The following is a 23,473-nucleotide window of genomic DNA, read 5'->3' as shown; positions in this document are numbered from 1 at the left end:
AGGTGAGTAATTCTCATCTTCCTGTTCTGAAAAAATGCAATTCCTTTCTCTCCAATCAATCCTATAAGTTGCATTTGTTACTTGAATTTAGGTTTTTAAAAGAAATTATCCTACCTGAGAGTTCACAAGCCACTTCATTGGATGATTCAAGGGAGGTTTATTGGGAATTCATGGCTGGCCTTGATATGAAAGGAAATGATCCTGATTCGGGATGGATTAAAGCAAATATTGATATACTAACAGCATAAAATTATGAGAAATTTAGTACTAGTTATACTCACGTTCCTCATTGTATCTTGTGGGAATACAGTAAAAGATCAAGCTGCTGCATGGGAATCAAACAAGATCTATATAGAACAATATGTAGCCAAATATCCGAGTTTAGCTGATAAGATTAATGCCCAGTATTTGAAGGCTCAAGAAAGCATGGAGCAAGCAAATAAACTTGGTGACGAAAAAAAGCGTATTCATGCAATGAAATATGCTAATTCGTTATGCCAGCATGGGGTTATTGAAACTATAAATAGGCTTGAAAGCGCAATAGAGTCTTTAAAAACTCAAACAAAAACGCTTAAGGAAAATATTAAAACCGATGAGTTTTCGCCAAAGACAGCATTCTTGCTACAAGAAGCAACTGGTTATTTGGAAAAAGCAGATATGCTCCTTGAGGCTAAGTATAACTCTTCGGATTCGGCCTTGATTGTTTTCGAAAATGAATCTAAACGGCTTGAGGATATAGAGCATGGTCTCGAAACGCATTATAGAGAAATTCTCGATAATCGTCCCATAGAAACGGATAAAAATGTCTCTGTTAATAGTTCGACAGATAGTTCGTTGCAGAATTCCTCCAGCACGACAAAAATCGCAACACTTAAATGTAAGAAGTGTGGTGGTCTGCTAAAAGAAGGAGATGTTAAGTGTAAAAACTGCGGGGCACCCGTTAAAAAGTAAATTATGGGTTTGTTTAATAGTTTAAGGGGCGAGCTGATTGATATTATTGAATGGCTCGACGATACCAATAAAACCATTGTACATCGTTTTGAACGGCATGACAATGAGATTAAAAATAATGCAAAACTGATTGTTAGAGAGTCACAAACTGCTGTGTTCGTTGATCAGGGGAAATTTGCAGATGTATTTCTTCCGGGCACATACACCTTGTCGACCGAGAACCTTCCCATACTTAGCACCCTTAAGGGGTGGAAATACGGCTTTGATAGTCCGTTTAAATCAGAGGTTTATTTTCTGAATACCAAACGCTTTACCGATATGGGGTGGGGTACTCCAAATCCTATAATTATAAGAGATCCAGAATTGGGAGCAATACGGGTAAAAGCATTCGGAAATTATAGTTTTAAGGTTAAAGATCCGAAACTTTTTTTGGGTGAAATATCGGGAACTGATGGTGTTTTCACAATAGAAAAAATCGAAGACCAATTTAGGAATTTTATTGTTACCGAATTTTCTGATTTTATTGCCGAAAGTAAAATTCCGGTTATTGATTTTTCATCAAAGTATAATGAAATTAGTGCATTTTGTAACGCAAAAATTAAACCAAAATTTGAATGTTACGGTATTGAACTCATTGATCTACTTGTTGAAAACATATCCCTTCCAGAAGAATTGGAGGCAATGCTTGATAAAAGATCAAGTATGAACATCATCGGAGATTTGAACAGCTATACAAAATTTCAGACCGCAAATGCAATTGAAGATGCTGCAAATAATCCTTCGGGTGGAGCATCGGAAGGGATGGGCATGGGCATGGGATTTGCTATGGCTCAGGGGATGGTGCAAAACGTGAACCAACAGGCCAATCAGGAAAATCAAAACAGGCAAACCCCGCCGCCTCTTTCGAAACAGAGCAATTATTATTATGCTCAAAGCGAAACTCAAAAAGGGCCGGTATCTTTACAAGATATTGAAAATCTGATTAATTCAGGAACTGTAAATAAAGATACTTTGGTATGGAAAGAGGGAATGGCTGATTGGATGACTGCTGTTAAAATTCAGGAAATAGCTGGATTATTTGGAAGTATACCTCCTCTAATACCAAAGTAGACATCTACTAACCCTGTATCAGTAATAAATAGATTCGTTAGTTATTCTGTTTTTTTGCTGTAGCAAGATGTTCGGTGGTTCATAATGGAAACTGCGAATGTTCTTCCTATTGCATGTAGAGTTACAAATTAAACGGATCATAGTCCGCACTGACTTTGGTCTTTTCAACGAATTCATAAACTACTCCTTAGAGATACAACAAAAGCCCCGCACTGCGGGGCTTTTTATTGCTATGCCTTGGCGAAATGCGGGCTCACTTTAATGCATTCAAAAGGCCGCTTCTTCCGAGGCTGCCTTAATACTATCTCTATGTAACTATATCTTCAGTCTTCAGTCTTCAGTCTTCAGTCTTCCGACTTCCATCTTCTAAATCTCTTTTACTTTCCCAATTCCCGATATCTTCACCTTGAGCTGGGGAGAACCCTTATAGCTAATCTTACCTACACCGTTAACATCAGCTTCGAGGAATTCCTCAACATTTACCATAGCGTTACCCACACCGTTAACCTCAACCTTGGCTTTCTTAACCTTTAGATCGAGCATGTCGGCATTTCCAACTCCAGGCATATCGAGCGAGAGCATGTCGGCGCTTCCACTGGCTTTTAGCTTCAATACACCATTGCTTTGAATATCGAGGGTAGAGGTGGTTACGATTAAATTTCCAGACAAAACGCCATTCACATTAATTTCGAGCGACTCCAGAGTGAGCATATTCGTAGTGTTGAGCTTTACGTCTCTGCTGATTTGAAGCTTTTCAAGTTTGGGCAGGGTGATGTAGATGGTTACATCTTCACGTTTCTGATCACGATTAACTCTTTTAATAACCACTTGGCTTCCTACAACCTGGGTGGTGACTTCACCCATTAACCCCTTTTTTGTAACAATGCTGAGCATGGGCTTTGTTCCTTGCGAAAGCACTAATGTGCATGATACGTCGAGTTTGAGTTCAACCACATTTGTCAAGTTAACCTCAAGCTTACTTGGTTCTTGTCCAAAAGCCTTTCCATTCCCCAGTAGCACTGCCACTGCAACCAATGTTGCAACGGAAATAATTCCCATTATCTGTTTCATTTTTTTCTTTTTGTGGTTAGGTTTTATACTGTTTGCCTTAATGTATGCAATATGGTTAAGCGTTTAATTGGATGGATAATTGAGTAGTGTAGTACTAGCGTCACTACCGAAATGGTAACGAAAACTATTCCAATAAAATTTTTCATCCCATTCCAAAACTAATGCATAATACATAACAGACATTGTGCCATTATATGTATCAGTATGAACCATAATTGTTAATAGATACTATTTGTTTGGTTTCCATCACTTGTCTTGGCTTAAAACCGCACATCGAGTGTTCATTATCGCACATTTACTCGAAAAATGGAGTTTGCTTTGTTTGTTGTATATTTAGCCATAAAACTGTTGTGAATATGAAAAATATACTAGCAATCTCCGGTTTGGTCATACTGATGTTGATTGGCACAATATCTTGGGGACAGTCCGATAGTTTAAGCCTCAAAAATGATTCCGTAAATGTTGTCGTATTGCAAGCAGTAAATAAAAAACTCGCTGAAATAGAGAAGCAACGTGTTGCGGATTCTGTAAAAAAAGCAGAATTAGAGATTCAATTGAAGTCGCTTCAGACAACAGACAACCTGCAGAAGGAAGACCTTTTACAGCAGATAAAAAAACTATCAGATAGAGAGATTGGGCGCATCGCTTTAAAAAAAGCAAGGATAGACTCCTTGCGAAAAAGTGCAACGGGGTATCCCGTGTTCGGTGCTTCGGGCGATACGTTACTGCTGGTTTACTCTAAAATAGGTTCCTCTTCGGCAAAAGAGAGAGCAATTAGCATAACCAATAAGATTAAAAAATTGTATAATGACGATTTTTTAAAAGTAGATTCTATTACGGTTATAAAATCGGAGAATACCTTTGATATAGTGTATGGCGATTTAATTATACTCAGCGTTTCGGAGAACGATGCCATTTGGTACGGTAAAAATATCGGCGATTTGGCCAGCGAATTTAAGGGCAAAATACAAGATTCAATAAGAATTACAAGGGCTGATCATAGTTGGTTGAAACAGATTTTAAGGATAGGATTAGTTGTTCTGGTTGTATTAATCGCTTGGTTTATAATCTGGTTAATTGGTAAAGGTTATGCTCGACTTCTACTGTTTATCGAATCGAAGAGCGATAAGTGGCTTAAGGACTTATCCTATAACGATTATACTTTTCTTACTGCGCAACAGGAGTTGCAGGTAGTTCTTTTTCTGGTAAAAATATTTCGCTGGTTTGTATATGCAATGCTTCTTTACATCATACTACCTACCATTTTTAGCATATTCCCCTTTTCCCGCAATTGGGCCGATGCACTTTTTCATCTTATTTGGTCGCCGTTTAAGGGTGTTCTAGTTGCTGTCTGGAAATACTTACCTAATTTATTTAGCATTTTGGTTATTTACTTCGTAATGAAGTATGTAATAAGATTTGTAAAGTATATTTTTCATGAGATTGAAGACGGAAAGCTCAAGTTGGCCGGTTTTCATCCCGACTGGGCAATGCCTACCTATGGTATTGTTAGGTTTCTTTTGTATGCATTTATGTTTGTTCTCCTATTTCCATACCTTCCCGGATCCGATTCAAATATTTTCAAGGGAGTTTCTGTGTTTATTGGTATTATATTTTCCTTTGGATCGTCCTCCGTTATAACCAATATGGTTGCTGGTATAGTAATTACCTATATGCGTCCTTTTGTAATTGGCGATCGAATAAAAATTGGAGATACGGTAGGGGATGTAGTTGAAAAGACGCTTCTCGTGACTCGAATAAGGACTATTAAAAATGAGGTTGTTACAATTCCAAATGCCTCCGTGCTTTCTGGAAATACCACAAATTACTCGACGGAAGCACTGGGCAGTGGCCTCATAGTATACACCTCGGTAACCATTGGTTACGATGTACCCTGGAAAGATATGCATCAAGCTTTAATCGATGCTGCATTGAGAACGGATATGATTCTTAAAGAGCCAACACCCTTCGTTTTGCAGACCAGCTTGGAAGACTTCTATGTCTCTTACCAAATAAATGCTTACACCAGAGAATCGAGTAGACAGGCTATGGTATACTCCAATTTACATCAGCATATCCAGGATGTTTGTAACGAAAGAGGCATTGAAATTCTATCGCCCCATTACCGAGCTGCAAGAGATGGCAATATGACCACCATACCTGCAGACTATTTGGCCAAAGAATATCAAGCCCCTTCGTTTAAGGTTACCCTAAATAAACCAGATGATAAATAGGTTACGCCATTATAGCCGTTCCAACCGGAATTATTACTATTGAAATGTCAAAATCGGAAAAGAACGAAACGGATTGTTTTAACTGTGGTCAGAAAAATAAAACAGGCTCAAATTATTGTAATGGATGTGGGATTGAGTTTTAAAATAATATGTTATGAAAGAATTTCTCGATAATCGAGTAATCGAATTTGGCGATTATTCTTTGAAACTGTACAATGTTGTCAGTTTCGTTATATTTATCTCTGTAATTATTGTTGTTCTTTTTGTTTTAAGGAGTTTGATATTCCGATCAAAAACATTAGATATTGCCAAAAAATTTTCAGTAAATAAACTCTCCCGTTACGTAATCTCAACTATTGCTTTCTTGATAAGCCTTAAAATCCTCAGCTTTGATATTTCAGTACTGTTGGCTGGCTCTGCGGCACTTCTTGTAGGATTGGGATTTGGTTTGCAGAAGCTCTTTAGTGATTTTATTTCCGGAATTATTCTTTTGCTGGATGGAACGTTAAAGGTGGGTGACATTGTTGAAGTAAATGATGCTATTTTTACGGTTCAGGAAATTAATTTTAGAACGACTAAGGTTTTGGGTCGTGATGATTATTACGTAATTGTTCCTAATTCGGAACTCACCGGCAATAGAGTTATTAATTGGACTCATAGCGAAATTTCTTCAAGATTTAAGGTGACTGTTGGTGTCGATTATTCCACTGAGGTATTACCTCTTATCGAAATTTTAATAGGCGTTGCCAAGGGTAATGAGCGGGTACTCAAAACTCCGGAACCCTTTGTTCGATTTGAAGATTACGGGGATTCTGCATTGATTTTCTCTGTATATTTCTATACAAATGAGATTTTTAGGGTTGAAAACATTAAGAGTGATATCCGAATTGATATTCTTAAGGCTTTAAGAGCAAATGGAATTACAATTCCATTTCCCCAGCGTGTTATACATACAAACAATTGATATTTTATGAGTAAACAAGAGATTGACAATATTCGTATTGAGCTGCTTAAGTTGAGCGATTATGAAGAGCTTAAAACGATAATGATAGCAGCCTACCCTTCCATGCCCAATACCTATTGGAGGGAAGCGAAAATAGAAAAGCTGATTTCTATTTTTCCCGAAGGACAGGTTGTCGTGAAAATTAACAATCAAATGGCTGCTTGTGCCTTGTCTATCGTAGTGGACTATAATCAGTTTGGTGATAAGCATTCGTATCAGGAAATAACCAGCAACTATACATTTGATACCCACTTAAGTGATGGGGATGTTTTGTATGGGATTGAAGTTTTTGTAAAGCCCGAATATAGGGGCTTACGGCTAGGTAGACGGCTCTATAATTATAGGAAAGAGTTGTGTGAAAAGCTAAATCTAAAGAGTATTGTTTTTGGAGGACGTATTCCCAATTATTACAAATATTCGGATACGTTGTCGCCCAAGGAGTATATTGAGAAAGTGAAGCTTCGTGAAATCGATGATCCCGTTCTCAACTTCCAAATGTCGAATGATTTTTACCCCTCGCGAATCATGAAGGGTTATATGGAAGGCGATTCTGCCTCAAAGGATTATGCGGTACTCTTGAAATGGGACAATATTTACTATGAGAAACCAACCAAGAGTATAAGGACAATTAAGCCTATTGTTCGCATAGGTCTTATTCAGTGGCAAATGCGCCTGTATAAGGATATTGAAGAGCTTATGCAGCAGGCTGAGTATTTTATTGATGCCGTATCGGGCTATAAGAGCGATTTTGCTCTATTTCCTGAATTCTTTAATGCACCTCTTATGGCTGCCTTCAACCATTTGTCGGAACCGGATGCAATTCGGAAGTTGGCCGATTATACGAAGGAAATCGTTGACCGTTTTTCGCAGCTGGCTATCTCGTATAACATTAATATAATTACGGGAAGTATGCCTGAGGTAATTGATGATCTCTTGTATAACGTGGGCTATTTGTGTCATAGGGACGGAAAAATCGATCGTTATGAAAAATTGCACGTCACTCCCGATGAGAAAAAGGTGTGGGGATTGAAAGGCGGCTCCCAGCTAAAAACGTTTAATACCGATTGTGGTCGGATTGGTATACTGATTTGTTACGATTCAGAGTTTCCTGAACTGAGCAGAATTTTAGCCGATGAGGGTATGAAAATCTTATTCATCCCGTTTCTTACCGATACTCAAAATGGCTTTTCGCGCGTTCGGCATTGTGCACAGGCTCGTGCAATCGAGAACGAATGTTATGTGGCCATTGCAGGTAGTGTAGGAAACCTACCGAAAGTTCATAATATGGATATTCAATATGCTCAATCAATGGTGTTTACACCATGTGATTTTGCATTCCCGGCCAATGGCGTTAAGGCTGAATCAACACCAAACACCGAAATGATACTAATTGTGGATGTGGATCTAGATTTACTAAAAGAATTGAGTCAGTTTGGCAGCGTGAGAAACCTTAAAGATAGGAGGCTAGACCTCTTCAATTTGACTAGGCGATAAACGTTTTGAAGATATTGTTGATAGTTACTTATGCGACTCCACAACGTGTAGAGTTGTCGCTATCCTAGCTAGAGTTGCCGTAACCGCGAATTTTTTAAAAAATATCCGGCAAGTGTTTTATTATCAATTATTAACATGAATAAGGGCTGCATTTACGTGCAGCCTTTTGTTTTACATTTAAAGATGCTGAATTCATTAGTCGAGTGTAAGATACACTTATCCTCATATTGTTAATAATTGCAACTTTATTGCAATAATAGTGCGGTTAATTCGGCATTAGAAAAATCTAATAGTTAGTTTTGTCTTAGTAATTAATCAGTCTCGATATGGAAAATGGAAAGGGGCAGGAACTAGGTTTCTTGGATTTGTTGATAATGATTTTGTCGATTTATGTGCTTGGCGCAATAGTCGTTGATACATTTGTTCCTATTCGTCCTGAGGTTTCGCATATGCTACACGTCATCGATACCATGGTGTGTGTGGTCTTCCTATTCGAGTTTCTTTATCGTTTCTTTAATGCGGAGAGTAAGATTAAGTTTATGCGCTGGGGATGGATTGATCTCTTGGCGAGCATTCCTAATGTAGATTTTCTGCGCATAGGACGCGTTGCTCGGTTGTTTCGGCTATTCCGCATTGTTAGGGCGTTTCGCTCCACCCATTACTTGGTTAGCTATATTTTTCGTGACCGAATTAAGGGGGCGTTTTCTTCAGTCGTAATACTTTCTGTTCTAGTGATTATGTTTTCGTCCATTGGCGTATTAAGTTTCGAGACGGCCCCCAATAGCAACATAAAAACGGCAGGTGATGCACTTTGGTGGGCTTTCACCACTGTTACCACAGTTGGATACGGTGACCTCTATCCGGTTACTACAGAAGGGCGTATTATTGCTGTAGTTTTAATGGTTACCGGAGTTGGTCTCTTTGGAACATTTACCGGCTTTGTTACCTCTTGGTTTATGGACGAACGGAGGGAGAAAAGTGAAGAGCGAAAAGGTGAATTGTGAAAAGACACTTCTGGTATTTGTTTGTCCGATAGCAACGTTGTGTTAATTGTTAGTATATATCGTTCAACACTAATCAGGGCTGGTCATCCATTCACAATTCATCACTCACCCTTCACTATTCTAATATCACCTTCCCCTTCTTTGGATATTTCACTGAGTAGCTAAACTTAATTTTTTTTGTCTCCTTTGGTTCCATGTTTAACTTCCAAGTAAGCTTGCCGGTTTTCTCCTCAAGTTCGGCACCCGATAAATCACCCTTTTCTACCACAATATCGCTATTGCTCGAAAGAGGGATCTGATCCTCTAGGATAAGGGCAATTTTTTGCGCCTTGTTGTTGCGCACTGTTATTTCCCAAGTACGGGTATCCTTGCGTTGCGAGCTGAGCATCTGCGTTGCCGAGAAATCCTTCACCTTTTCGCGGTTGATGCTGATAGCTTTATCGCGTCCAAGGCTAATGCTCATGGTGTCGGAGGCATTTTTGGTGTCGAGATAGGTCGATCCCACGTAGGTTCCCTCAAAGTAGAGGTTGGCCTGTCCGTCCATAAGGTTGAAGGCCTCCCATCCTGTTATACCAGCCGAAAGAAACACCGCCTTGTCGAGCTTTGGTGTACTTTCGTAGTTGAAGAAGGCTGGAACTGTTAACTCGGCCACGCTTACGTTGTAGGTGTTATTATTGCTAGGGATGTTCGACCGCTCAACTACCTCAAATTCGGCGGTGGTTTCGTTGGTGCGCATGTTGTCCGGGGCAACCTTCGAGAATGCTTTCTTTTCCTTTACTACACCATAACCGGTAACTACAACTTCCTCCAGTCTCACATTCTCATCCATTTCAGTTTCCATCTTCTGCATAGACATTGGCGCATTGCTTCTACGGTAAATGGGTGGCTCGTAAATGGAGAGGTACCAAGGATTAATCTCTGGTTTTAGGCCACTCCGGCTTGGATCGCCCGAGGAGAGCACCAGCTTAACGTTTTCCCAGTTTTCACCGCAACTTTGAGCCACGGTTCCCATATAGCCAATGGTTACTGGATGGTTGATATTCAAAATTCTTAGATCGTAGTATGGATTCCAACTTGCATTTGCTACCAAGTAGGAGAGGGTGAGTTGGCTCCTTGTGGCCGTTTTGGATGATATCACCAACTTTATTACACCGGTGGGCTCGTCAACTTTTCCGTTTAGTTCCTGAAGTTGTCTATTAATCTTGTTTATTTCAAGATTAAGCAAGTCAACGCTCTTTAGCGCCTCCATCTTCATATTGCTGATTTCGGTAAGTCGGTTGCGGAAGAAATCGGCCGCTTCGCGCAGCTCCAGAACCTTCATGCCTGCATTTTGGCTGCCCAACTTCTGATTGTTGAGCAGAAGGTTTTCCTCCTGTTGAAGAATGGTGGTTCGGTTCTGCTCCAACTTTATCTTCTCCTGTAAATTCTTCTGCTGTAATTGCAGTTTGGCTATCTCTTCCGTTTTACCCTGCTGATTAAGATAGTCAATTCCTTGGTTTACCGATAGTATAGTAACCTCGTTGGATAGCCCGGCGCTAATGCTTTGAGCGTTGATGTAAGGGGAGAGGTTTCCCAACACCAGTTCAGTGGTTCCCGCCTTGAGGTCGAGGGTGGCTGTGCGGGTAATTTGTGCTCCCGTAACAAAAACTGTTACTCTTTCAATCTTTGAGTTAACCGGTACCTGAGCGGCTACACTGAATGTGAGCAATGTTCCGGTAACAATGGCGATGAGTTTATGCTTCATGGTGGTATAGTTTTCAGTAAAGATGCAACTGTTTTGAAATTCCACACTAAGATAGGGAAAAAGAGAGATGTTAAAAGATAAAAAATGACCATCTCTCAATAAGTTTAAGCTTTCTGTTGTTGCTGAACAAAAGAATCTTCTGCGCCTTTCCACTGGAAATTATTACTCTAAAGCAAAACGCCGACATTATGTCGGCGTTAATTTTGATTCTGTGGTAAATATCGTATTCTCTAACTTCTTTTAACTCCCTCTTAGTTAATACCTCGGCAATATTGCCCCATCGCTCACTGCGGTGAGATCTTTTACCAAGATATCGTAATCGATCTTCTTGCCAAGTATTTTCTCCCTTTCATTGATTTTGCTTCGGTGGAAATTGCGAATTTCGGCATCGAAGGGGAGGTTTCCAAAGTCGTAGAAGCGTGCGGCTCCAGTGGCATCCTTTACGCCCAGTACCTTGGAATGAACCAGTTGGCTGGTAGAGTAGGGTTGGTCTAAAATGCCTGCCGCTACACCAAGTTTTGTGCCTACCACAATATCACCCTTGCCTAGTTCCAGCACTTTCTCGAGCATGGCCCTTGTTTCAATTTCTATGTAGTAGGCCTCTGTTTTTACGTCGATATTGTCCAGCACATTGAAGTTTTGTGGCTGAAGCATGTTTATGGCCATGGCTGCGCAGCGGAAGCTGTGGGCGGTTCCCTCTTTGGTTGGGATATGGTGCGCCTCGTCAATCGTGCGGGAACCTACTAATTGCACTTGACCCAGAACCGCCAGCACCGAATAGTAAGAGATGAGCCCATATACCTGGTCCTGTGCAAGCGGGAATCTTCCGGTTGGGCTAACGCAGTAAGTGGTAAGTTTTACGTCGGTGTGGCCAAAACGATCCAGATATTCCCTTGCTAACTTTTTGAAGGTGACAATCATTCCAAGATCCTGAGCAAAGTGCCCTTGTACCCAGCAGTTGAGTTGAACATGTTTAACGCCTTGTTCGGCAGCAATCAATACTTCGATAATTTCGGGTGTAATCATTAGCGAAGGTGGGCTGGTGGCGGGCATGGCTCCGCTTACGCAGTAGAGCATTGGGACACCATGCTCCTCGTAGTGGCCCATTAGCCTATTGATATATTGAAAGTTATATATGATATTTTCTACCGGAACATTCTTGGTGTAGTTCCAGAAACTGATCATGGGACCACCGCTGTAGCCCGTATGTCCACCTGCCAGTCCAATCTCATGGGCTAGCCTGGCATCGGGGGTTGGACCAAAGAGTAGTGCCGGTATTTTAAGGGCATTAATAACTTCGCGATTACCGGCAATGCCATGTTCTACCACCGGAAAACCATTCAATCGGGGAGATCCAGTTTTAATAGCCTTCTCTAATTCCTGCTTGGCCAAGGCAAACTTGCTGTTCCGGGTAAGGCTATCGATATAGGTGGTTACAAATTCAACCTTGGCCTCCTCTTGCATATACAGGAGCAGCCCTTTGTGGGCCTCAATGGTATCCTTTCCTGTAGACGGGCACATCATGGTTTTACCAGTTTTCAACGCCTCCATTGCCTTGTTGGAGGCGTTTTTCAGGGGATGCATGCAATGGTGAAACCTGAAAGCATCCTTTAGATCTACCTCGTTACCGGTTGGCCACTGCGATAGAATATTTAGCCGTTCCTTAAAGAAGAAGTCACGGTCCCATTTTTTATTCTTAATCTCCATTTTAAAAATAGTTAGGCAGTGGGTTTTTTATCGAAACTTTCCGCCCTGATTTTTAGATCCTCAATCAGCAGGGCGATGGCATCTTTGGGCAGAATAAAGGGAACGTTTACCCGATCTACTCCCAGTTGCTTAAATCGGTTTTCTGTAACAATCCAAGGCTCTTCGCTGATGACCAGTTGACCTCCAAGGCAGAGGTGGATATGGCCGATGCCGGCCTGATCACATTTTTGACGCAAACCTTCCATTAGGAGTTCTGCATGACCACAGAGCGATGAAATGATCAATGCGTCCGCATGGTGCTCCACCGCAGCAGCAACAAACTCATCCTGAGTATTGTGAATACCAAGGGAGTGCACCGTAAAGCCTTCGCTTCGGAGGGCGTGCTCCATGATTCTAATTCCAGTTACATGGACATCCTCGCCAATGACTCCGGTTATTAGGTTATAGTCGCTTATTTTTCGTTGCATAGTTTTATTGTTTAGTAAAGGCTTGCAAACTTCGAAGGATCGCCACAGTAGAAGTGTAGCGAGCGCAGAATAGGTTTACCCGATTCTGTCACTCTTAGTTTATAAAAAGCAATAGCATCCATATCGGTAATGAGCATGCCGCCCACCTTTGCATATTTCTTAATTTGAAGACGTGCCGTGCAGGTGAACTTTTCCGGATCAATGGAGTATTCCAGTGGGATAAAATCTTCCACAATGCGGAGGTGTCCTTGTACCAGAAAATCGAGCCAAACGCGTTTTGGCTCAAGGCGTAGCGGGTAATCCTGTCCCTCAAGTTGCATATACGCAATGGAGACAAAATCGTCGGCATAGTAACGATCCATGTGATGCATCGTTTCTTCCGTTTGTCCATAGTGGTTATAGGCATGGAAGTAAGACTGCATAAAATCGGATAGTTCTTGGTAGCTTGGTATCATTGGCTTTGGCTTTTGGATGGTTAAACTCCCGCAGAGATGTTAATTATTTCGCCGGTAATGGAGCCAGCTTCCAATGAGGACAGGAAAGTTACCATTGAGGCAATATCCTCAGGGGTAGTAAGCTGTCGAGTGCTGGTTCCTTTTGTTAATTCCAGTTGCATATCTTGAATGGAGATACCTGCTTTCTGAGCCAATCCTGGCAATCTTTCGTTTTGAATGCGTTCGGTAAGTATTAAACCAGGTGCAATGGCATTCACCGTAATTCCTAGCGGACCAATCTCCTTGGCTAATGTTTGGGTAAGGGCATTAAGCGCTGCCTTACTCATGTTATAGGTTCCCGAATTTGCCGGGTTCAGTCGGTAGGCAATGGATGAAATGTTGATTATTCTTCCATGGTTTCCCTTTTCCATCAGTGGAATTAACTTTTGACACATGAGGAATATACTCTCTACGTTTACCCTAAATACCGAAGATAGTTGGGATAGGGGCGTGCTGATGATTGGACCCATATGACCCGAAATTCCGGCATTGTTTACCAGAATATCGAGCCTGTCAAACTGGTTTAAAATCGCATGGCAAAATGATTCTACCTCAGTAAGAATTGAAAGATCAACTCGAAAAAAATGAGCTTCTCCGCCCTTATTCCTAATCTCGGATACAACCTCCTCTCCAAGTAGGGTGTCGCGGCCAGTAACAATAACGGTGTTACCGTTCTGTGCTAGTTTATAGGCAATTGCACGGCCTATCCCTTTTGTGCTTCCAGTAACTATAGCAACTCTATTATTCATTAGATTTTGGCTTTTCCATGCATTCATACCAAACGAACGGTTTTGCTTTCATTCGAAAGAAAAATATCCTGCCTTCTCTACCTCTTCTGATATCCTGTATTTCTTGAAAAATTGGAATGTTCTGCAATTGGGCGTGGAATTCATCCAGATTTTCCATCTCAAAGGCAATGTGATGTAGTCCATCTTTGTCGTTGATTATCGGACAGTCGATATCAACCGGTTGAAGTAGCTCCATCAGGGTACCCCGATAGTTCACAAAGCCTATTTTCATTCCAACTTCTGCAAAATATGTCGTTTCGTCGGCCTTAAAGCCGCCCTTGCCGTAGAGCATTTGGGCGGCTTTTTCAGTGTCCGAAACCTTGAGGGCGATGTGATGAATCTTGATGGCCATTAGTGCACAACTAAGTTTTTCGCTGGTTGCAGTTTCTCTGTGCTTGTTCCTCCAGTGTAGCGATTCATGTTTTCCACCAACTTTACCGATACTTTTTGAAGCAGAGCTATGTGGTTTTCACCAACGCCGGAGGAGGCAATCAAAAGGTTATCGTTGGCTTTAATCAACTTGCGCTCGAGTGCCACCAGCATGTTAGTTGCTGCAGCTGCACAAGCAATATTCCCGTAGAGTTCATAGGTTTCTACAATTTTTTCAGGGGCCAAACCAATTGCTTCACGCCATGCATGGGGTGCCCATTTCACTGGTTGATGAAATGCTGCAAAGTCGATATGCTTGCTTGATAAACCTCGCTTGTCGAGGGCCTTCGAAACGACATGAAGCATATCCTCTTGAGCGGTAGCCCCAATTTGGCGGGTGAGTTCAGGATTTAGGAAGGTAACGCACTCTTGCTCGTGGGTAGGACCTTGGCTTGTTCCCTTAAACAGTAGGGGCTGTCTCGATTGAAAGACTATGGCCTCGTGCCTTGCTCCATTACTAATAGAGGCAGAGGTTATATAGCCACAGCCCTCTTCAACTTTCGAAACAATCCCCGCCACTGCAGCATCGCCAGTGCATACCGAATAGTAGGTTGATTTGTCGTTGATGATAGAATCGAGGGAGCTTGCTACAATTAAAATGTTCTTTTTTACTCCCGTATTTACTAGTGCCATAGCCGTTTCCATCATGGTTATAAACGACGAGCAGCAAGTGTCCATATTGTATGCGCCGGCATTTGGCAGCTGTAGTTTATGCTGAACAAGTGAGGCATTCAGTGGAACATGCCTGTCGGGCACAAGCGATGATACGATAACCAAGTCGATATCCTCTTTCGATAAGCCAGAGCTAAATATGGCCATGGCTCCGGCGATAGTTTCAGCATCGGAGGCTAGCATGGGATGTGGAAATCGGGAGGAACGGATTGACTCTGGATCCATTGGAACCCGGCAGCGAAATTTTCCTCCTTGAAATGGGTTTTGACGTTTCTTTTCAGGAAGCGTTTGAATCCATGCATCGTACCATGGTTGATTCACCCAACCATCTTCGTTCGATTCTGACCACCCGGGGTGTTGGCCTGTGGTTTCAATTTCCTGTATATACTCCACTGGCAGATGAGTATTTGCTTTCAAATAGTTCACAAAACCAGCTAGCGACTTAACGGGGAATGCTTTCCCTGGGTAGTAGCCACCCATGCTAATTACTCCTGAGTTTGATTTCATCTTAGTGTAGGTTAATTTTAAATACAATTATTTTGGGCTATATTAGTATTACAAATATATACAGAAATACTGTATATGCAATTAAATGATACAGAAATTGTGTATTTATGGAGAGTGAGTTTCGAAGTAGATTTGTTTTGCTTTTCGAACTGGTTGAAAATGCTGGTCTTGTAAAATCTAGGGCAGACGTGGCAGCAAGGCTTAACTATCGACCGCAGGCTTTCAACGAAATTTTAAAAGGGAGAACGAATGTTGGGTTAGATCTCATACAGAAATTCTGTATTGAGTTTGGCGCGAGTCCCGAGTATTTAGTTTTAGGCTCAGGTCTCTATTTCCGGGAGAAAAACCAGCATCTCAACCCCAGTGGTGCGTGCAGTTATACAAACCTATCCACTGCTATCGATGCGGTTGGAGTTGAACCTGCGGAATCGGAATGCAAACAGTGTGTGGATAAGGAGCGCATTATCAGTGCACTGCAGAAAGTAATAACTACGCAGGACAGTCAAGTAGCCAACCTTCAGGAGATGGTTTGCATTTTAAACGATCGAAAAGGTGACTAAATCGTTTTCATGACAATTTCGTGACAAACAATCTAACGAATGTTTATTTATGTAAAAGTTACTTATTTATAACTTGTTATGTATTCTTTTTGTGGCAAATATCCTCCGTTGTGATGGTCCTGCTGAATTTTGGATTGGGAGGGTAAAAGTTGATCGTTCGTCAATTTTTATTGGCGAGATCTGGTTTTTTGATGAAAATACGATAGGTGGTTGTCTGTATGGCAATATTATACGTAAACTGCTTAAAAATTAACGCCATAGGCTAATTTAGCTTATGGCGTTAATTCTATTAAATTTCCAGTTGATATTATTTTCCCAAATTAAAGTAGGAGATGGCATCTTCCAGTAAATTGACCTTGCTTACCAGCTCTTCGGCACTTGAGGAAACCGACTCGGCCACCGCTGCGTTTTGTTGGGTAATTTGGTTGAGTTGCTGAATTGCACTATTGATTTGTTCGGCGCCAGTATTTTGTTCGTAGCTGGAGGCTGCAATTTCCTGAATCAACCGACTTGTGTTGGTAATATTTGGCATTGTGGTATTCAAAAGACTTTGGGCTCTTTGCGTATCGTCCAAACTTTTCTTGGATAGGGTGTTCACCTTGGTGGCAACGACTCTACTGCGTTCCGCTAACTTTCTAACCTCGGCTGCTACCACTGCAAATCCACGTCCCGATTCTCCTGCTCTTGCTGCTTCAACTGCTGCGTTTAAAGCTAAAATATTTGTTTGAAAAGCAATTTCGCTAATAACTTCAATGCTCTCCGCGATTTCTTTAACTGATTCCATACTCTTCTTGGAGGCTTCAATAACTTTCTCCATGTCTTCTTCAACTTGTTTAGACATTTTCTCGGTATGGTGTGCATTATCGGTGTTTTGCTGGATATTGGCAGCCATCTCCTCAATAGAACTTGAGATTTCTTCAGTGCTAGAGGCTTGTTCGCTGGCACCTTGGGAAAGTTGCTGCGAAATTGAGGTTAACTCTTGGCTGGCTGAGTTTATGCTAAAACTGTTTTCGGCAATAGCACCAATAACTTCGCTTAATCGTTCGGCCATTTCGTTGAATGTTGAAGCGAGTTGCCCAATCTCATCCTTTGAGTGAACTTGTACGCGCTTGGAGAGATCTCCTTTGGCTATCAATACGCTCGCCTCATTAAGGTTTAGCAAGGGTTGAAAGGAACGTTTTACTACAACGATAACTACTCCAATCATTAAGATGATGAGTATTAAACCTATTATCACCTGAACTTTCAGTTGATGGAGTGCATCTTGCATTAGTGCAGCAACAGGTCCTATAATGAATATCTGCCAAGGTTCGTCTGTATTTCCAATGATTATTGGGCTAACAATAAAACCATTTGTTCCGTCGTCCCACATAATTTGAGTTCCATTGTGGAGATATCCCATGTGAAGGTCATAATCGGGAACAACCTCTTTCAGACTCTTTCCAATAAGATTTGGATGTTTTGAGTTTGCAACAATAAATCCGTTGTTGGAAATTACGGATATTTCACCCACTCCACGAAATACATCTGTTCCTTCAAGAATGGTCTGAATCTTTTTTAGCTGGAGGTTGGCACATACAACCCCAACTAGTTTTCCTGAACGAAGAATTGGGCTGGCTAGGCTTACTATCAGATTTCCATTAATCTCTTTTGGGTTTGAAACGGTGGAGGACTGTTTTGACTTTGTCGTAATATAGCAGTCATTAAATTCTGTGTTTTCAAAGATATTGTTTGTGGTGATGCCTGCTTGGCTTACCATTGGTATAAACCTACCCTCGGAATCACTTCCTATCTTACCTTTGTTTACTGCATCATTACCATCGAAGCCATTTGACTCCCAAATGATACTTAAACTTTGTAAATCGGAATTTTTCTGGAATGACTGCTCAAGCACCTTGATAGCCCAGTCTCTATCCGACTGTTTAACTTCGAATACTTCCGCAAGGTTTTTTACCTGTAGGAGAGTCTTATCCAGCTCTGCACCAATTTTTCCACTTTGAACCTTGTTTACTTCCATCACGTATTGCTTTACACCTTCGCCCATTAATTGGAGGTTAGTAATGGCAGTGTAGGCAATTAGTCCAATGATTAGAATACTGGTCAATGTCCCAATCGTCCAGGCGAACTTCTTAACAATTGATTTCTGTTTCATCTTTCTGCTGATTTTGGTTCTTATAAGTTAAATCTTACCCCATTTCCTCTTGGCTGGTTATGTGGGTATATTATATGCTGTGTATTATTCACTGTGTATTTTCCGCACCAAAAATATTTAACGTTTTGATTATCAGTGCTTGATGTTGACCGGAAAGGAGGTTGAGTGACGTTGCTAAATGTATTAACTAAAGCGCTAATTGATTCTCGAAAAAAGATGATTTATGTTAACATTTTGGCTATTTTTATTTGGTCTTTAAAAACTCAATTATCGATTGGTTTATATTTTCTGTAATAGTATTAAACAATTTTCTTTCAGGTAGTTTGCTTCGTAATCTTCTACATTCTGACAATAAAAATCCCCATTGGCAATGCCAACGGGGATGTGTTTTTAGTCATAAAAGTAAACGCTTTAAAGTCTTTCGGCCTTAAATCCTTTACTGGCAATCATTAAAATTATTTCTTCCTCTGTAAGTGTTTCCGTTTCAACCACAAGTAGTTTGTCAGGTTTTGCGGTATCAATACTCCATTTGGCAATTCCATTGGCAGTGTCGAGCAAGGATTTTACTTTGGCCACGCATCCGCCACAGTTGATGTTGGTTGTGAATTGTAGTGTTTTCATGCTCTATCAGTTTTTAGTTTTGTTTATGTAACTTTTTTTTGCTTGTTCTTGGACTAATTCTTTTTAAGCCAAAGGCTGTTGGTAACCACCGATACCGAGCTAAGTGCCATAGCAGCACCAGCAATCATGGGGTTGAGCAGAAAGCCCCAAATGGGGTAGAGTAGGCCCGCTGCTACTGGAATCCCAATAAGATTGTAAACGAAAGCCCAGCCTAGGTTTTGTTTGATGGTACGTACTGTTTTCCTTGAGAGCCTAATCGATTCTGCAACCAACCGAAGGTCGGAGGAGATGATGGTCATTTTAGCCACATCTATAGCAATGTCGGAACCTTTTCCCATTGCAATACTTACATTGGCTTGAGCCAAGGCTAGGGAATCGTTAATTCCATCGCCTACCATGGCTACTATTGCTCCCGAATTTTGCAAACCTTTAATATAATCAGCCTTGTCCGTAGGTTTCATATCGGCCTTTATGGCTGTGATACCAACCTCTCGTGCAATGGCTTCGGCTGTATGAATATTGTCTCCAGTAACCATAAAGACCTCAATGCCCATTGCTTGCAACTCGGCTACTGCTTCTGCCGAACTCACCTTTATACGATCGGCTATGGCAAAGGCGGCTACGATTTGATTTTCGCGAGAGACGATTACGCATGTTTTGGCTGCATATTGTGCTTTTTCAATAAATGTTGCTGCCTGTGGGTCGGGGAAGATACCCAATTCTGAGAGCATGTTTGGGTTCCCTATGCGATAATTCTCTCCCGCAACTTGAGCGGTTACCCCTTTGCCGGTAATGCTTTGGAAATTTTCCGTTACAACGGGTTCAAGAGTATCTTGCTTTAAATAGTTGACAATTGCCTCCGCGAGGGGATGTTCACTCAGCATCTCAATGGATAATATTATCCTCTTCAGTGTGGCGTCGCTAGCAAAAGAGATAAAATCGGTTACCTGTGGCTTTCCTTCGGTTATTGTTCCCGTCTTATCTAGCACCAGTTTAGTTACCCGATGTGCCAATTCTAGGCTCTCGGCATCTTTAATGAGAATCCCCTTTTCGGCCCCCTTTCCTACACCAACCATTATGGCGGTGGGTGTTGCCAGCCCTAAGGCACATGGGCATGCAATTACCAGTACAGTGGCCGCTGATAGTAATGCTTGCGCTAACCCATTATCTCCACCCCAAATTATCCATATAGTAAATGTAATCGCGGATATACTAATTACAATTGGAACAAATATTCCGGCAATCTTATCTACCAATTTTTGCACGGGAGCTTTGCTTCCTTGTGCTTCTCGAACCATTGCAATAATTTGAGAAAGAAGGGTTGTCCCTCCAACTTTTTCGGCAGTAAACCTGAAACTACCTCGTTGATTAATGGTTCCGGCAAAAACCATTTCGCCTTTGCTTTTTTCAACGGGTATTGGTTCGCCGGTAATCATGCTCTCATCTACAAACGAGTTACCCGTGGTAACTATTCCATCAACGGCTATTCTATCACCCGGTTTTACGACGATTATATTACTAACTTCAACCTGATGGGAGGGTATTACCTCTTCTTTTCCCTCCTTATTTATTATAGTAACCATTTTCGGTTGTAATCCTATCAACTTTTTTATGGCAGAGGAGGTATTTGCCTTAGCGCTCTCCTCGAGCAATCGACCCAGGAGTATAAATGCAACGACCACGGCGGCAGCTTCGAAGTAAACATGCGGATGAATTCCTCTACTATACCAAAATTCAGGAAAAAGGGTGTTGAAAGTGCTTAAAGAAAAAGATATGCCTGTACTCATAGCAACCAGGGTGTCCATATTTGCTCTTCTATGCCTTGCTTGCTTGTAAGCGTTGATAAAAAAACTGCGACCGAAAACGAATACGATTGGTAGGGTAAGGGCCATCATTATCCAGTTACCATAGGGCATCTCCATAAAGAGCATAGAAATTGCAACTACTGGAAGTGCCAGTACACTAGCCAATATTGTGTTCGTTTTTAGTTGATTATGCTTGTTTTTATGCATCTCATCTTGAACGTCCTCGCTCAATTCCTCTTCTTCAATAAGCAGATCATATCCGGCCGATTGCACAGCGGCTTTCATTTGCATTGGGCTAATAACGTTAGGTAGGTATTCTACCAGCAATGAGGCTGATGCATAGTTTACCGAAGCGGAAAGAACACCAAGTTGACTTATGGTGATGCTCTCAGCGCTGGAGGCGCACGAGGCGCAGCTAAGTCCGACTACGGGAAATGTTTGCTTCTTCGTTGGAATATCGTATCCAAGACTTTTTACAGTCTTAATTATGCCGCCCAAATCTACCTTCCCTTCATCGACCATCAGAATGGCCCGATTGTTGGCAAATTCAACCCGATGGCTTAGTATGCCTTTTTGATCGGCAATCGTTTGGTCTAGGGTATTGGCACACTGTTCGCTGTGCATTCCGACTATCGGCAGAATTGTATCTTTGGCATTTTGTATGTCCATGGCTTAGTCTTTTTTGTAAAGATAGGATGGATAGGCTGGCGTGGTGTTACGAAATTTTGGTAAAGAGTTATGATATTTTGGTAGAATAGGGTTTACTTGTCAATAAAAAACTAGATTGAATCCAACATCTTCCGTGTTTTACTATCCCCCAACTGCTTGAATTTTGTGGGGGTTAGCCCGGTTACTTTTTTGAATTGCCCCGAAAGGTAGGCAACACTACTATAGCCAAGTTTATCAGCTATTTCGTTAAGTGTTAATTCATCATACACCAGTAATTCCTTAACTTTTTCAATTTTTTGTTGAATTATAAAATGCTCAATTGTTCGTCCCTCTACTTCCGAGAATAGGTTGCTTAAGAAGGAGTAGTCACGGTGAAGATCGCGGGCTATTATGTTTGAGAAGTTCTCTTTCTGTTTAATACTAAGAGTATGGTGTATATTTTCAATTACCAGCGTTTTTATCCGGTCAATAATTCGTTTTCGGTTATCATCGAGCAGTTCAAAGCCAATAGCTGAAATATGCTTTTCGAAGGATTCTCGCTGGTCTAAGGTTAACGGTCTGTTAAGAATTACCTCACCTAGTCTAACGCTTGATGGTATAATTCCTATTTTCGCCAACTCTTGTTCCACTGCACTAATGCAGCGTGGGCAAACCATATTTTTTATGTAGAGTTTCATCTTGTGCAAATTCTAACTACTATAACTATAATATTCGCTAATTGTTTGTTGGTAGATGATATTTAAGACGTTATATTAACAAAGAAAAAGGGCTGTCCTTTCGAACAGCCCTAAACCTAAACACTAATCAATTATACTAGAAGTGAATCATGAAATATAGATTCCCATATGAGTAAGGAAACTCTGTGGTTAAGCTTCTGTAGCTATCCCCGCCAGCCTTATCCACTGTATCGTAAGTTTCATTAATAGAGCCAACCATATGCTCGCGCTTGGTATACTCTTGTCCATCCCATGATTTTCCGTAAGAAAGACCAAGCTCGAGACCTACGCAAATCTTAGGCATAAAGTAGTATTCGGCACCAGCAAACACTCCTAAACTAATAGCTTTAGACGGAGTGGTTGATACCTGCTCAACAATTCTATCACCAGCTGTTGCGCCAGGAATAGCCGTGGAAGGAGCAGGGTTTAGATCGTTCATCTTGTTACCGTATTCAGCTTTATAGTTTCTTTTACCATAACCGAACCCTAAGTCGGCACCGTAAAATCCTCTAAGCCTGTTGTAGCCACGGAATTGTTGGTAACCAACATAAAGGTTATAATTGTTATTCTTTACGGTAGTTCTGTCTTCTACTTCTTTGTTGCTAAGATGGTTTTGTACTCTAGCAGCATCGTCTATTACGTTGTAGTTTGTAATAGTGCTAGTAGATGCAATGCGCAAACGTACGCGAACAGCAGCATCATCCTTCAAAAAGTAACGGAAGTAGAGCGTATTGTCGTTTAGGTTGAGGCTGTTGCTGGTGTTGCTGTTAAACATATTACCAACGTAGTCGAAGAATGGACCTCCATCAAGACCTATTCCAATATCTCCCGCTTTAGGTAGAACTGGAATGCCTCTCTTGTTAACCACTAGGCTATCTTGGGCGCTTGCGCTAAATCCCAATACAGCGAGGGTGAGAACTATAATTGTTTTTTTCATCTTAAAATTTCTTTTAATTCCTTAAATCCGCAGGTCGATTGCTAGGTTTTAAATCTTAGCGTATTTAGGTTTGCTTGGTGGATATTTTGCCATTTTTTTGGTTCGACATAGCCCTTCTTTGCGTCACTTCTTCCGTTTTTCGCTCCCCCTATGGTTTGCAACTTCCTTTTTTGGAAGCCTGCAACAATAAAAACCGTAACGAACCGTAAGTGTCAGGTATTCAATTACTAGCTATTGAGGCGCGGGCATACCTTTCCCATTGGGCACAGCAGCGTGGCCGCTTCACTCCAGCAGCAGGTGGTATTTCTTGGCCGAAAAGAGCTTTAGGATGCGCTGTC

Annotated in this window: 21 protein-coding genes; 8 read left to right on the top strand and 13 right to left on the bottom strand. The window is 41.3% G+C overall.

Annotation, left to right across the window (positions count from 1 at the left end; all coding sequences use genetic code 11):
• From BLS65_RS18645 to BLS65_RS14180, 3 genes are all read left to right on the top strand, one after another.
• Positions 1-248, top strand: a 248-nt coding sequence (locus BLS65_RS18645) for a hypothetical protein (protein ID WP_212590565.1), incomplete at its 5' end; no start/stop codon positions are given.
• 4 nt (positions 249-252) lie between these two features.
• Positions 253-951, top strand: coding sequence for a zinc ribbon domain-containing protein (locus BLS65_RS14185; protein WP_092440148.1), 699 nt, complete (start codon positions 253-255; stop codon positions 949-951).
• Between the two features lie 3 nt (positions 952-954).
• Positions 955-2,061, top strand: coding sequence for an SPFH domain-containing protein (locus BLS65_RS14180; RefSeq protein WP_092440146.1), 1,107 nt, complete (start codon positions 955-957; stop codon positions 2,059-2,061).
• A gap of 366 nt (positions 2,062-2,427) precedes the next feature.
• Here BLS65_RS14180 and BLS65_RS14175 read toward each other — a convergent pair whose 3' ends face one another.
• Complete coding sequence (locus BLS65_RS14175) at positions 2,428-3,132, bottom strand: GIN domain-containing protein (RefSeq protein WP_092440144.1); 705 nt, start codon at positions 3,130-3,132, stop codon at positions 2,428-2,430.
• A 356-nt stretch (positions 3,133-3,488) separates the two neighbouring features.
• On the opposite strand from BLS65_RS14175, the gene BLS65_RS14170 reads away from it, so the two are divergent.
• The 4 genes from BLS65_RS14170 to BLS65_RS14155 all read left to right on the top strand — a co-directional run bounded on the left by BLS65_RS14170 (position 3,489) and on the right by BLS65_RS14155 (position 8,867).
• Positions 3,489-5,366, top strand: coding sequence for a mechanosensitive ion channel family protein (locus BLS65_RS14170; protein WP_092440141.1), 1,878 nt, complete (start codon positions 3,489-3,491; stop codon positions 5,364-5,366).
• Between the two features lie 154 nt (positions 5,367-5,520).
• Positions 5,521-6,330, top strand: a complete 810-nt coding sequence (locus BLS65_RS14165) for a mechanosensitive ion channel family protein (protein ID WP_170830135.1) — start codon at positions 5,521-5,523, stop codon at positions 6,328-6,330.
• Between the two features lie 6 nt (positions 6,331-6,336).
• A complete protein-coding gene (locus tag BLS65_RS14160) occupies positions 6,337-7,863 on the top strand; it encodes a carbon-nitrogen hydrolase family protein (protein WP_092440139.1) in 1,527 nt (508 codons plus the stop codon).
• 326 nt (positions 7,864-8,189) lie between these two features.
• Positions 8,190-8,867 (top strand): ion transporter, encoded by a 678-nt coding sequence (locus tag BLS65_RS14155; protein ID WP_092440137.1) that lies wholly within the window; start codon positions 8,190-8,192, stop codon positions 8,865-8,867.
• Positions 8,868-8,982: 115 nt separating this feature from the next.
• Here BLS65_RS14155 and BLS65_RS14150 read toward each other — a convergent pair whose 3' ends face one another.
• The 7 genes from BLS65_RS14150 to BLS65_RS14120 form a co-directional block, all read right to left on the bottom strand.
• The gene (locus tag BLS65_RS14150; protein WP_125869885.1) at positions 8,983-10,611 is read right to left on the bottom strand and encodes a mucoidy inhibitor MuiA family protein; all 1,629 of its coding nucleotides are present in this window, start codon (positions 10,609-10,611) and stop codon (positions 8,983-8,985) included.
• Positions 10,612-10,866: 255 nt separating this feature from the next.
• The gene (locus BLS65_RS14145) at positions 10,867-12,318 is read right to left on the bottom strand and encodes a hypothetical protein (protein WP_092440133.1); all 1,452 of its coding nucleotides are present in this window, start codon (positions 12,316-12,318) and stop codon (positions 10,867-10,869) included.
• A gap of 11 nt (positions 12,319-12,329) precedes the next feature.
• Complete coding sequence (glmS, locus tag BLS65_RS14140) at positions 12,330-12,785, bottom strand: methylaspartate mutase subunit S (RefSeq protein ID WP_092440131.1); 456 nt, start codon at positions 12,783-12,785, stop codon at positions 12,330-12,332.
• Between the two features lie 11 nt (positions 12,786-12,796).
• Positions 12,797-13,240, bottom strand: coding sequence for a hypothetical protein (locus BLS65_RS14135; protein WP_092440129.1), 444 nt, complete (start codon positions 13,238-13,240; stop codon positions 12,797-12,799).
• Between the two features lie 20 nt (positions 13,241-13,260).
• The gene (locus BLS65_RS14130) at positions 13,261-14,028 is read right to left on the bottom strand and encodes an SDR family NAD(P)-dependent oxidoreductase (protein ID WP_170830134.1); all 768 of its coding nucleotides are present in this window, start codon (positions 14,026-14,028) and stop codon (positions 13,261-13,263) included.
• A complete protein-coding gene (locus tag BLS65_RS14125) occupies positions 14,021-14,419 on the bottom strand; it encodes a VOC family protein (RefSeq protein WP_092440125.1) in 399 nt (132 codons plus the stop codon). The genes BLS65_RS14130 and BLS65_RS14125 overlap by 8 nt, the downstream gene beginning before the upstream one ends.
• Positions 14,419-15,675, bottom strand: a complete 1,257-nt coding sequence (locus BLS65_RS14120; protein WP_092440123.1) for a 3-oxoacyl-ACP synthase III family protein — start codon at positions 15,673-15,675, stop codon at positions 14,419-14,421. The genes BLS65_RS14125 and BLS65_RS14120 overlap by 1 nt, the downstream gene beginning before the upstream one ends.
• A gap of 107 nt (positions 15,676-15,782) precedes the next feature.
• On the opposite strand from BLS65_RS14120, the gene BLS65_RS14115 reads away from it, so the two are divergent.
• On the top strand, positions 15,783-16,235 hold the full coding sequence (locus tag BLS65_RS14115; RefSeq protein WP_092440121.1) for a helix-turn-helix transcriptional regulator: 453 nt from the start codon (positions 15,783-15,785) through the stop codon (positions 16,233-16,235).
• Positions 16,236-16,542: 307 nt separating this feature from the next.
• Here BLS65_RS14115 and BLS65_RS14110 read toward each other — a convergent pair whose 3' ends face one another.
• The 5 genes from BLS65_RS14110 to BLS65_RS14090 form a co-directional block, all read right to left on the bottom strand.
• Positions 16,543-18,387 (bottom strand): methyl-accepting chemotaxis protein, encoded by a 1,845-nt coding sequence (locus BLS65_RS14110; protein WP_092440119.1) that lies wholly within the window; start codon positions 18,385-18,387, stop codon positions 16,543-16,545.
• Positions 18,388-18,798: 411 nt separating this feature from the next.
• On the bottom strand, positions 18,799-19,008 hold the full coding sequence (locus BLS65_RS14105; RefSeq protein WP_092440117.1) for a cation transporter: 210 nt from the start codon (positions 19,006-19,008) through the stop codon (positions 18,799-18,801).
• 53 nt (positions 19,009-19,061) lie between these two features.
• Positions 19,062-21,482, bottom strand: coding sequence for a heavy metal translocating P-type ATPase (locus tag BLS65_RS14100; protein WP_092440115.1), 2,421 nt, complete (start codon positions 21,480-21,482; stop codon positions 19,062-19,064).
• Positions 21,483-21,592: 110 nt separating this feature from the next.
• Complete coding sequence (locus tag BLS65_RS14095) at positions 21,593-22,159, bottom strand: helix-turn-helix domain-containing protein (RefSeq protein ID WP_212590564.1); 567 nt, start codon at positions 22,157-22,159, stop codon at positions 21,593-21,595.
• A 136-nt stretch (positions 22,160-22,295) separates the two neighbouring features.
• Positions 22,296-23,135, bottom strand: a complete 840-nt coding sequence (locus BLS65_RS14090) for a hypothetical protein (protein ID WP_092440113.1) — start codon at positions 23,133-23,135, stop codon at positions 22,296-22,298.
• Positions 23,136-23,473: the final 338 nt, after the last annotated feature.

It is taken from the genome of Williamwhitmania taraxaci (assembly GCF_900096565.1).
In the GTDB taxonomy this organism is placed as follows: Bacteria; Bacteroidota; Bacteroidia; order Bacteroidales; family Williamwhitmaniaceae; genus Williamwhitmania; species Williamwhitmania taraxaci.
The sequence above is the reverse complement of the archived record's forward strand: the minus strand, read 5'-3'. Positions and strand labels throughout refer to the sequence as shown.

Coding starts and splice junctions, on each gene's coding strand:
- BLS65_RS14105 (WP_092440117.1), bottom strand. CDS start 19,008: ATGAAAACACTACAATTCACAACCAACATCAACTGTGGCGGATGCGTG.
- BLS65_RS14185 (WP_092440148.1), top strand. CDS start 253: ATGAGAAATTTAGTACTAGTTATACTCACGTTCCTCATTGTATCTTGT.
- BLS65_RS14115 (WP_092440121.1), top strand. CDS start 15,783: ATGGAGAGTGAGTTTCGAAGTAGATTTGTTTTGCTTTTCGAACTGGTT.
- BLS65_RS14165 (WP_170830135.1), top strand. CDS start 5,521: ATGAAAGAATTTCTCGATAATCGAGTAATCGAATTTGGCGATTATTCT.
- BLS65_RS14150 (WP_125869885.1), bottom strand. CDS start 10,611: ATGAAGCATAAACTCATCGCCATTGTTACCGGAACATTGCTCACATTC.
- BLS65_RS14095 (WP_212590564.1), bottom strand. CDS start 22,159: ATGAAACTCTACATAAAAAATATGGTTTGCCCACGCTGCATTAGTGCA.
- BLS65_RS14175 (WP_092440144.1), bottom strand. CDS start 3,132: ATGAAACAGATAATGGGAATTATTTCCGTTGCAACATTGGTTGCAGTG.
- BLS65_RS14170 (WP_092440141.1), top strand. CDS start 3,489: ATGAAAAATATACTAGCAATCTCCGGTTTGGTCATACTGATGTTGATT.
- BLS65_RS14180 (WP_092440146.1), top strand. CDS start 955: ATGGGTTTGTTTAATAGTTTAAGGGGCGAGCTGATTGATATTATTGAA.
- BLS65_RS14090 (WP_092440113.1), bottom strand. CDS start 23,135: ATGAAAAAAACAATTATAGTTCTCACCCTCGCTGTATTGGGATTTAGC.
- BLS65_RS14145 (WP_092440133.1), bottom strand. CDS start 12,318: ATGGAGATTAAGAATAAAAAATGGGACCGTGACTTCTTCTTTAAGGAA.
- glmS (WP_092440131.1), bottom strand. CDS start 12,785: ATGCAACGAAAAATAAGCGACTATAACCTAATAACCGGAGTCATTGGC.
- BLS65_RS14160 (WP_092440139.1), top strand. CDS start 6,337: ATGAGTAAACAAGAGATTGACAATATTCGTATTGAGCTGCTTAAGTTG.
- BLS65_RS14155 (WP_092440137.1), top strand. CDS start 8,190: ATGGAAAATGGAAAGGGGCAGGAACTAGGTTTCTTGGATTTGTTGATA.
- BLS65_RS14110 (WP_092440119.1), bottom strand. CDS start 18,387: ATGAAACAGAAATCAATTGTTAAGAAGTTCGCCTGGACGATTGGGACA.
- BLS65_RS14120 (WP_092440123.1), bottom strand. CDS start 15,675: ATGAAATCAAACTCAGGAGTAATTAGCATGGGTGGCTACTACCCAGGG.
- BLS65_RS14125 (WP_092440125.1), bottom strand. CDS start 14,419: ATGGCCATCAAGATTCATCACATCGCCCTCAAGGTTTCGGACACTGAA.
- BLS65_RS14135 (WP_092440129.1), bottom strand. CDS start 13,240: ATGATACCAAGCTACCAAGAACTATCCGATTTTATGCAGTCTTACTTC.
- BLS65_RS14130 (WP_170830134.1), bottom strand. CDS start 14,028: ATGAATAATAGAGTTGCTATAGTTACTGGAAGCACAAAAGGGATAGGC.
- BLS65_RS14100 (WP_092440115.1), bottom strand. CDS start 21,482: ATGGACATACAAAATGCCAAAGATACAATTCTGCCGATAGTCGGAATG.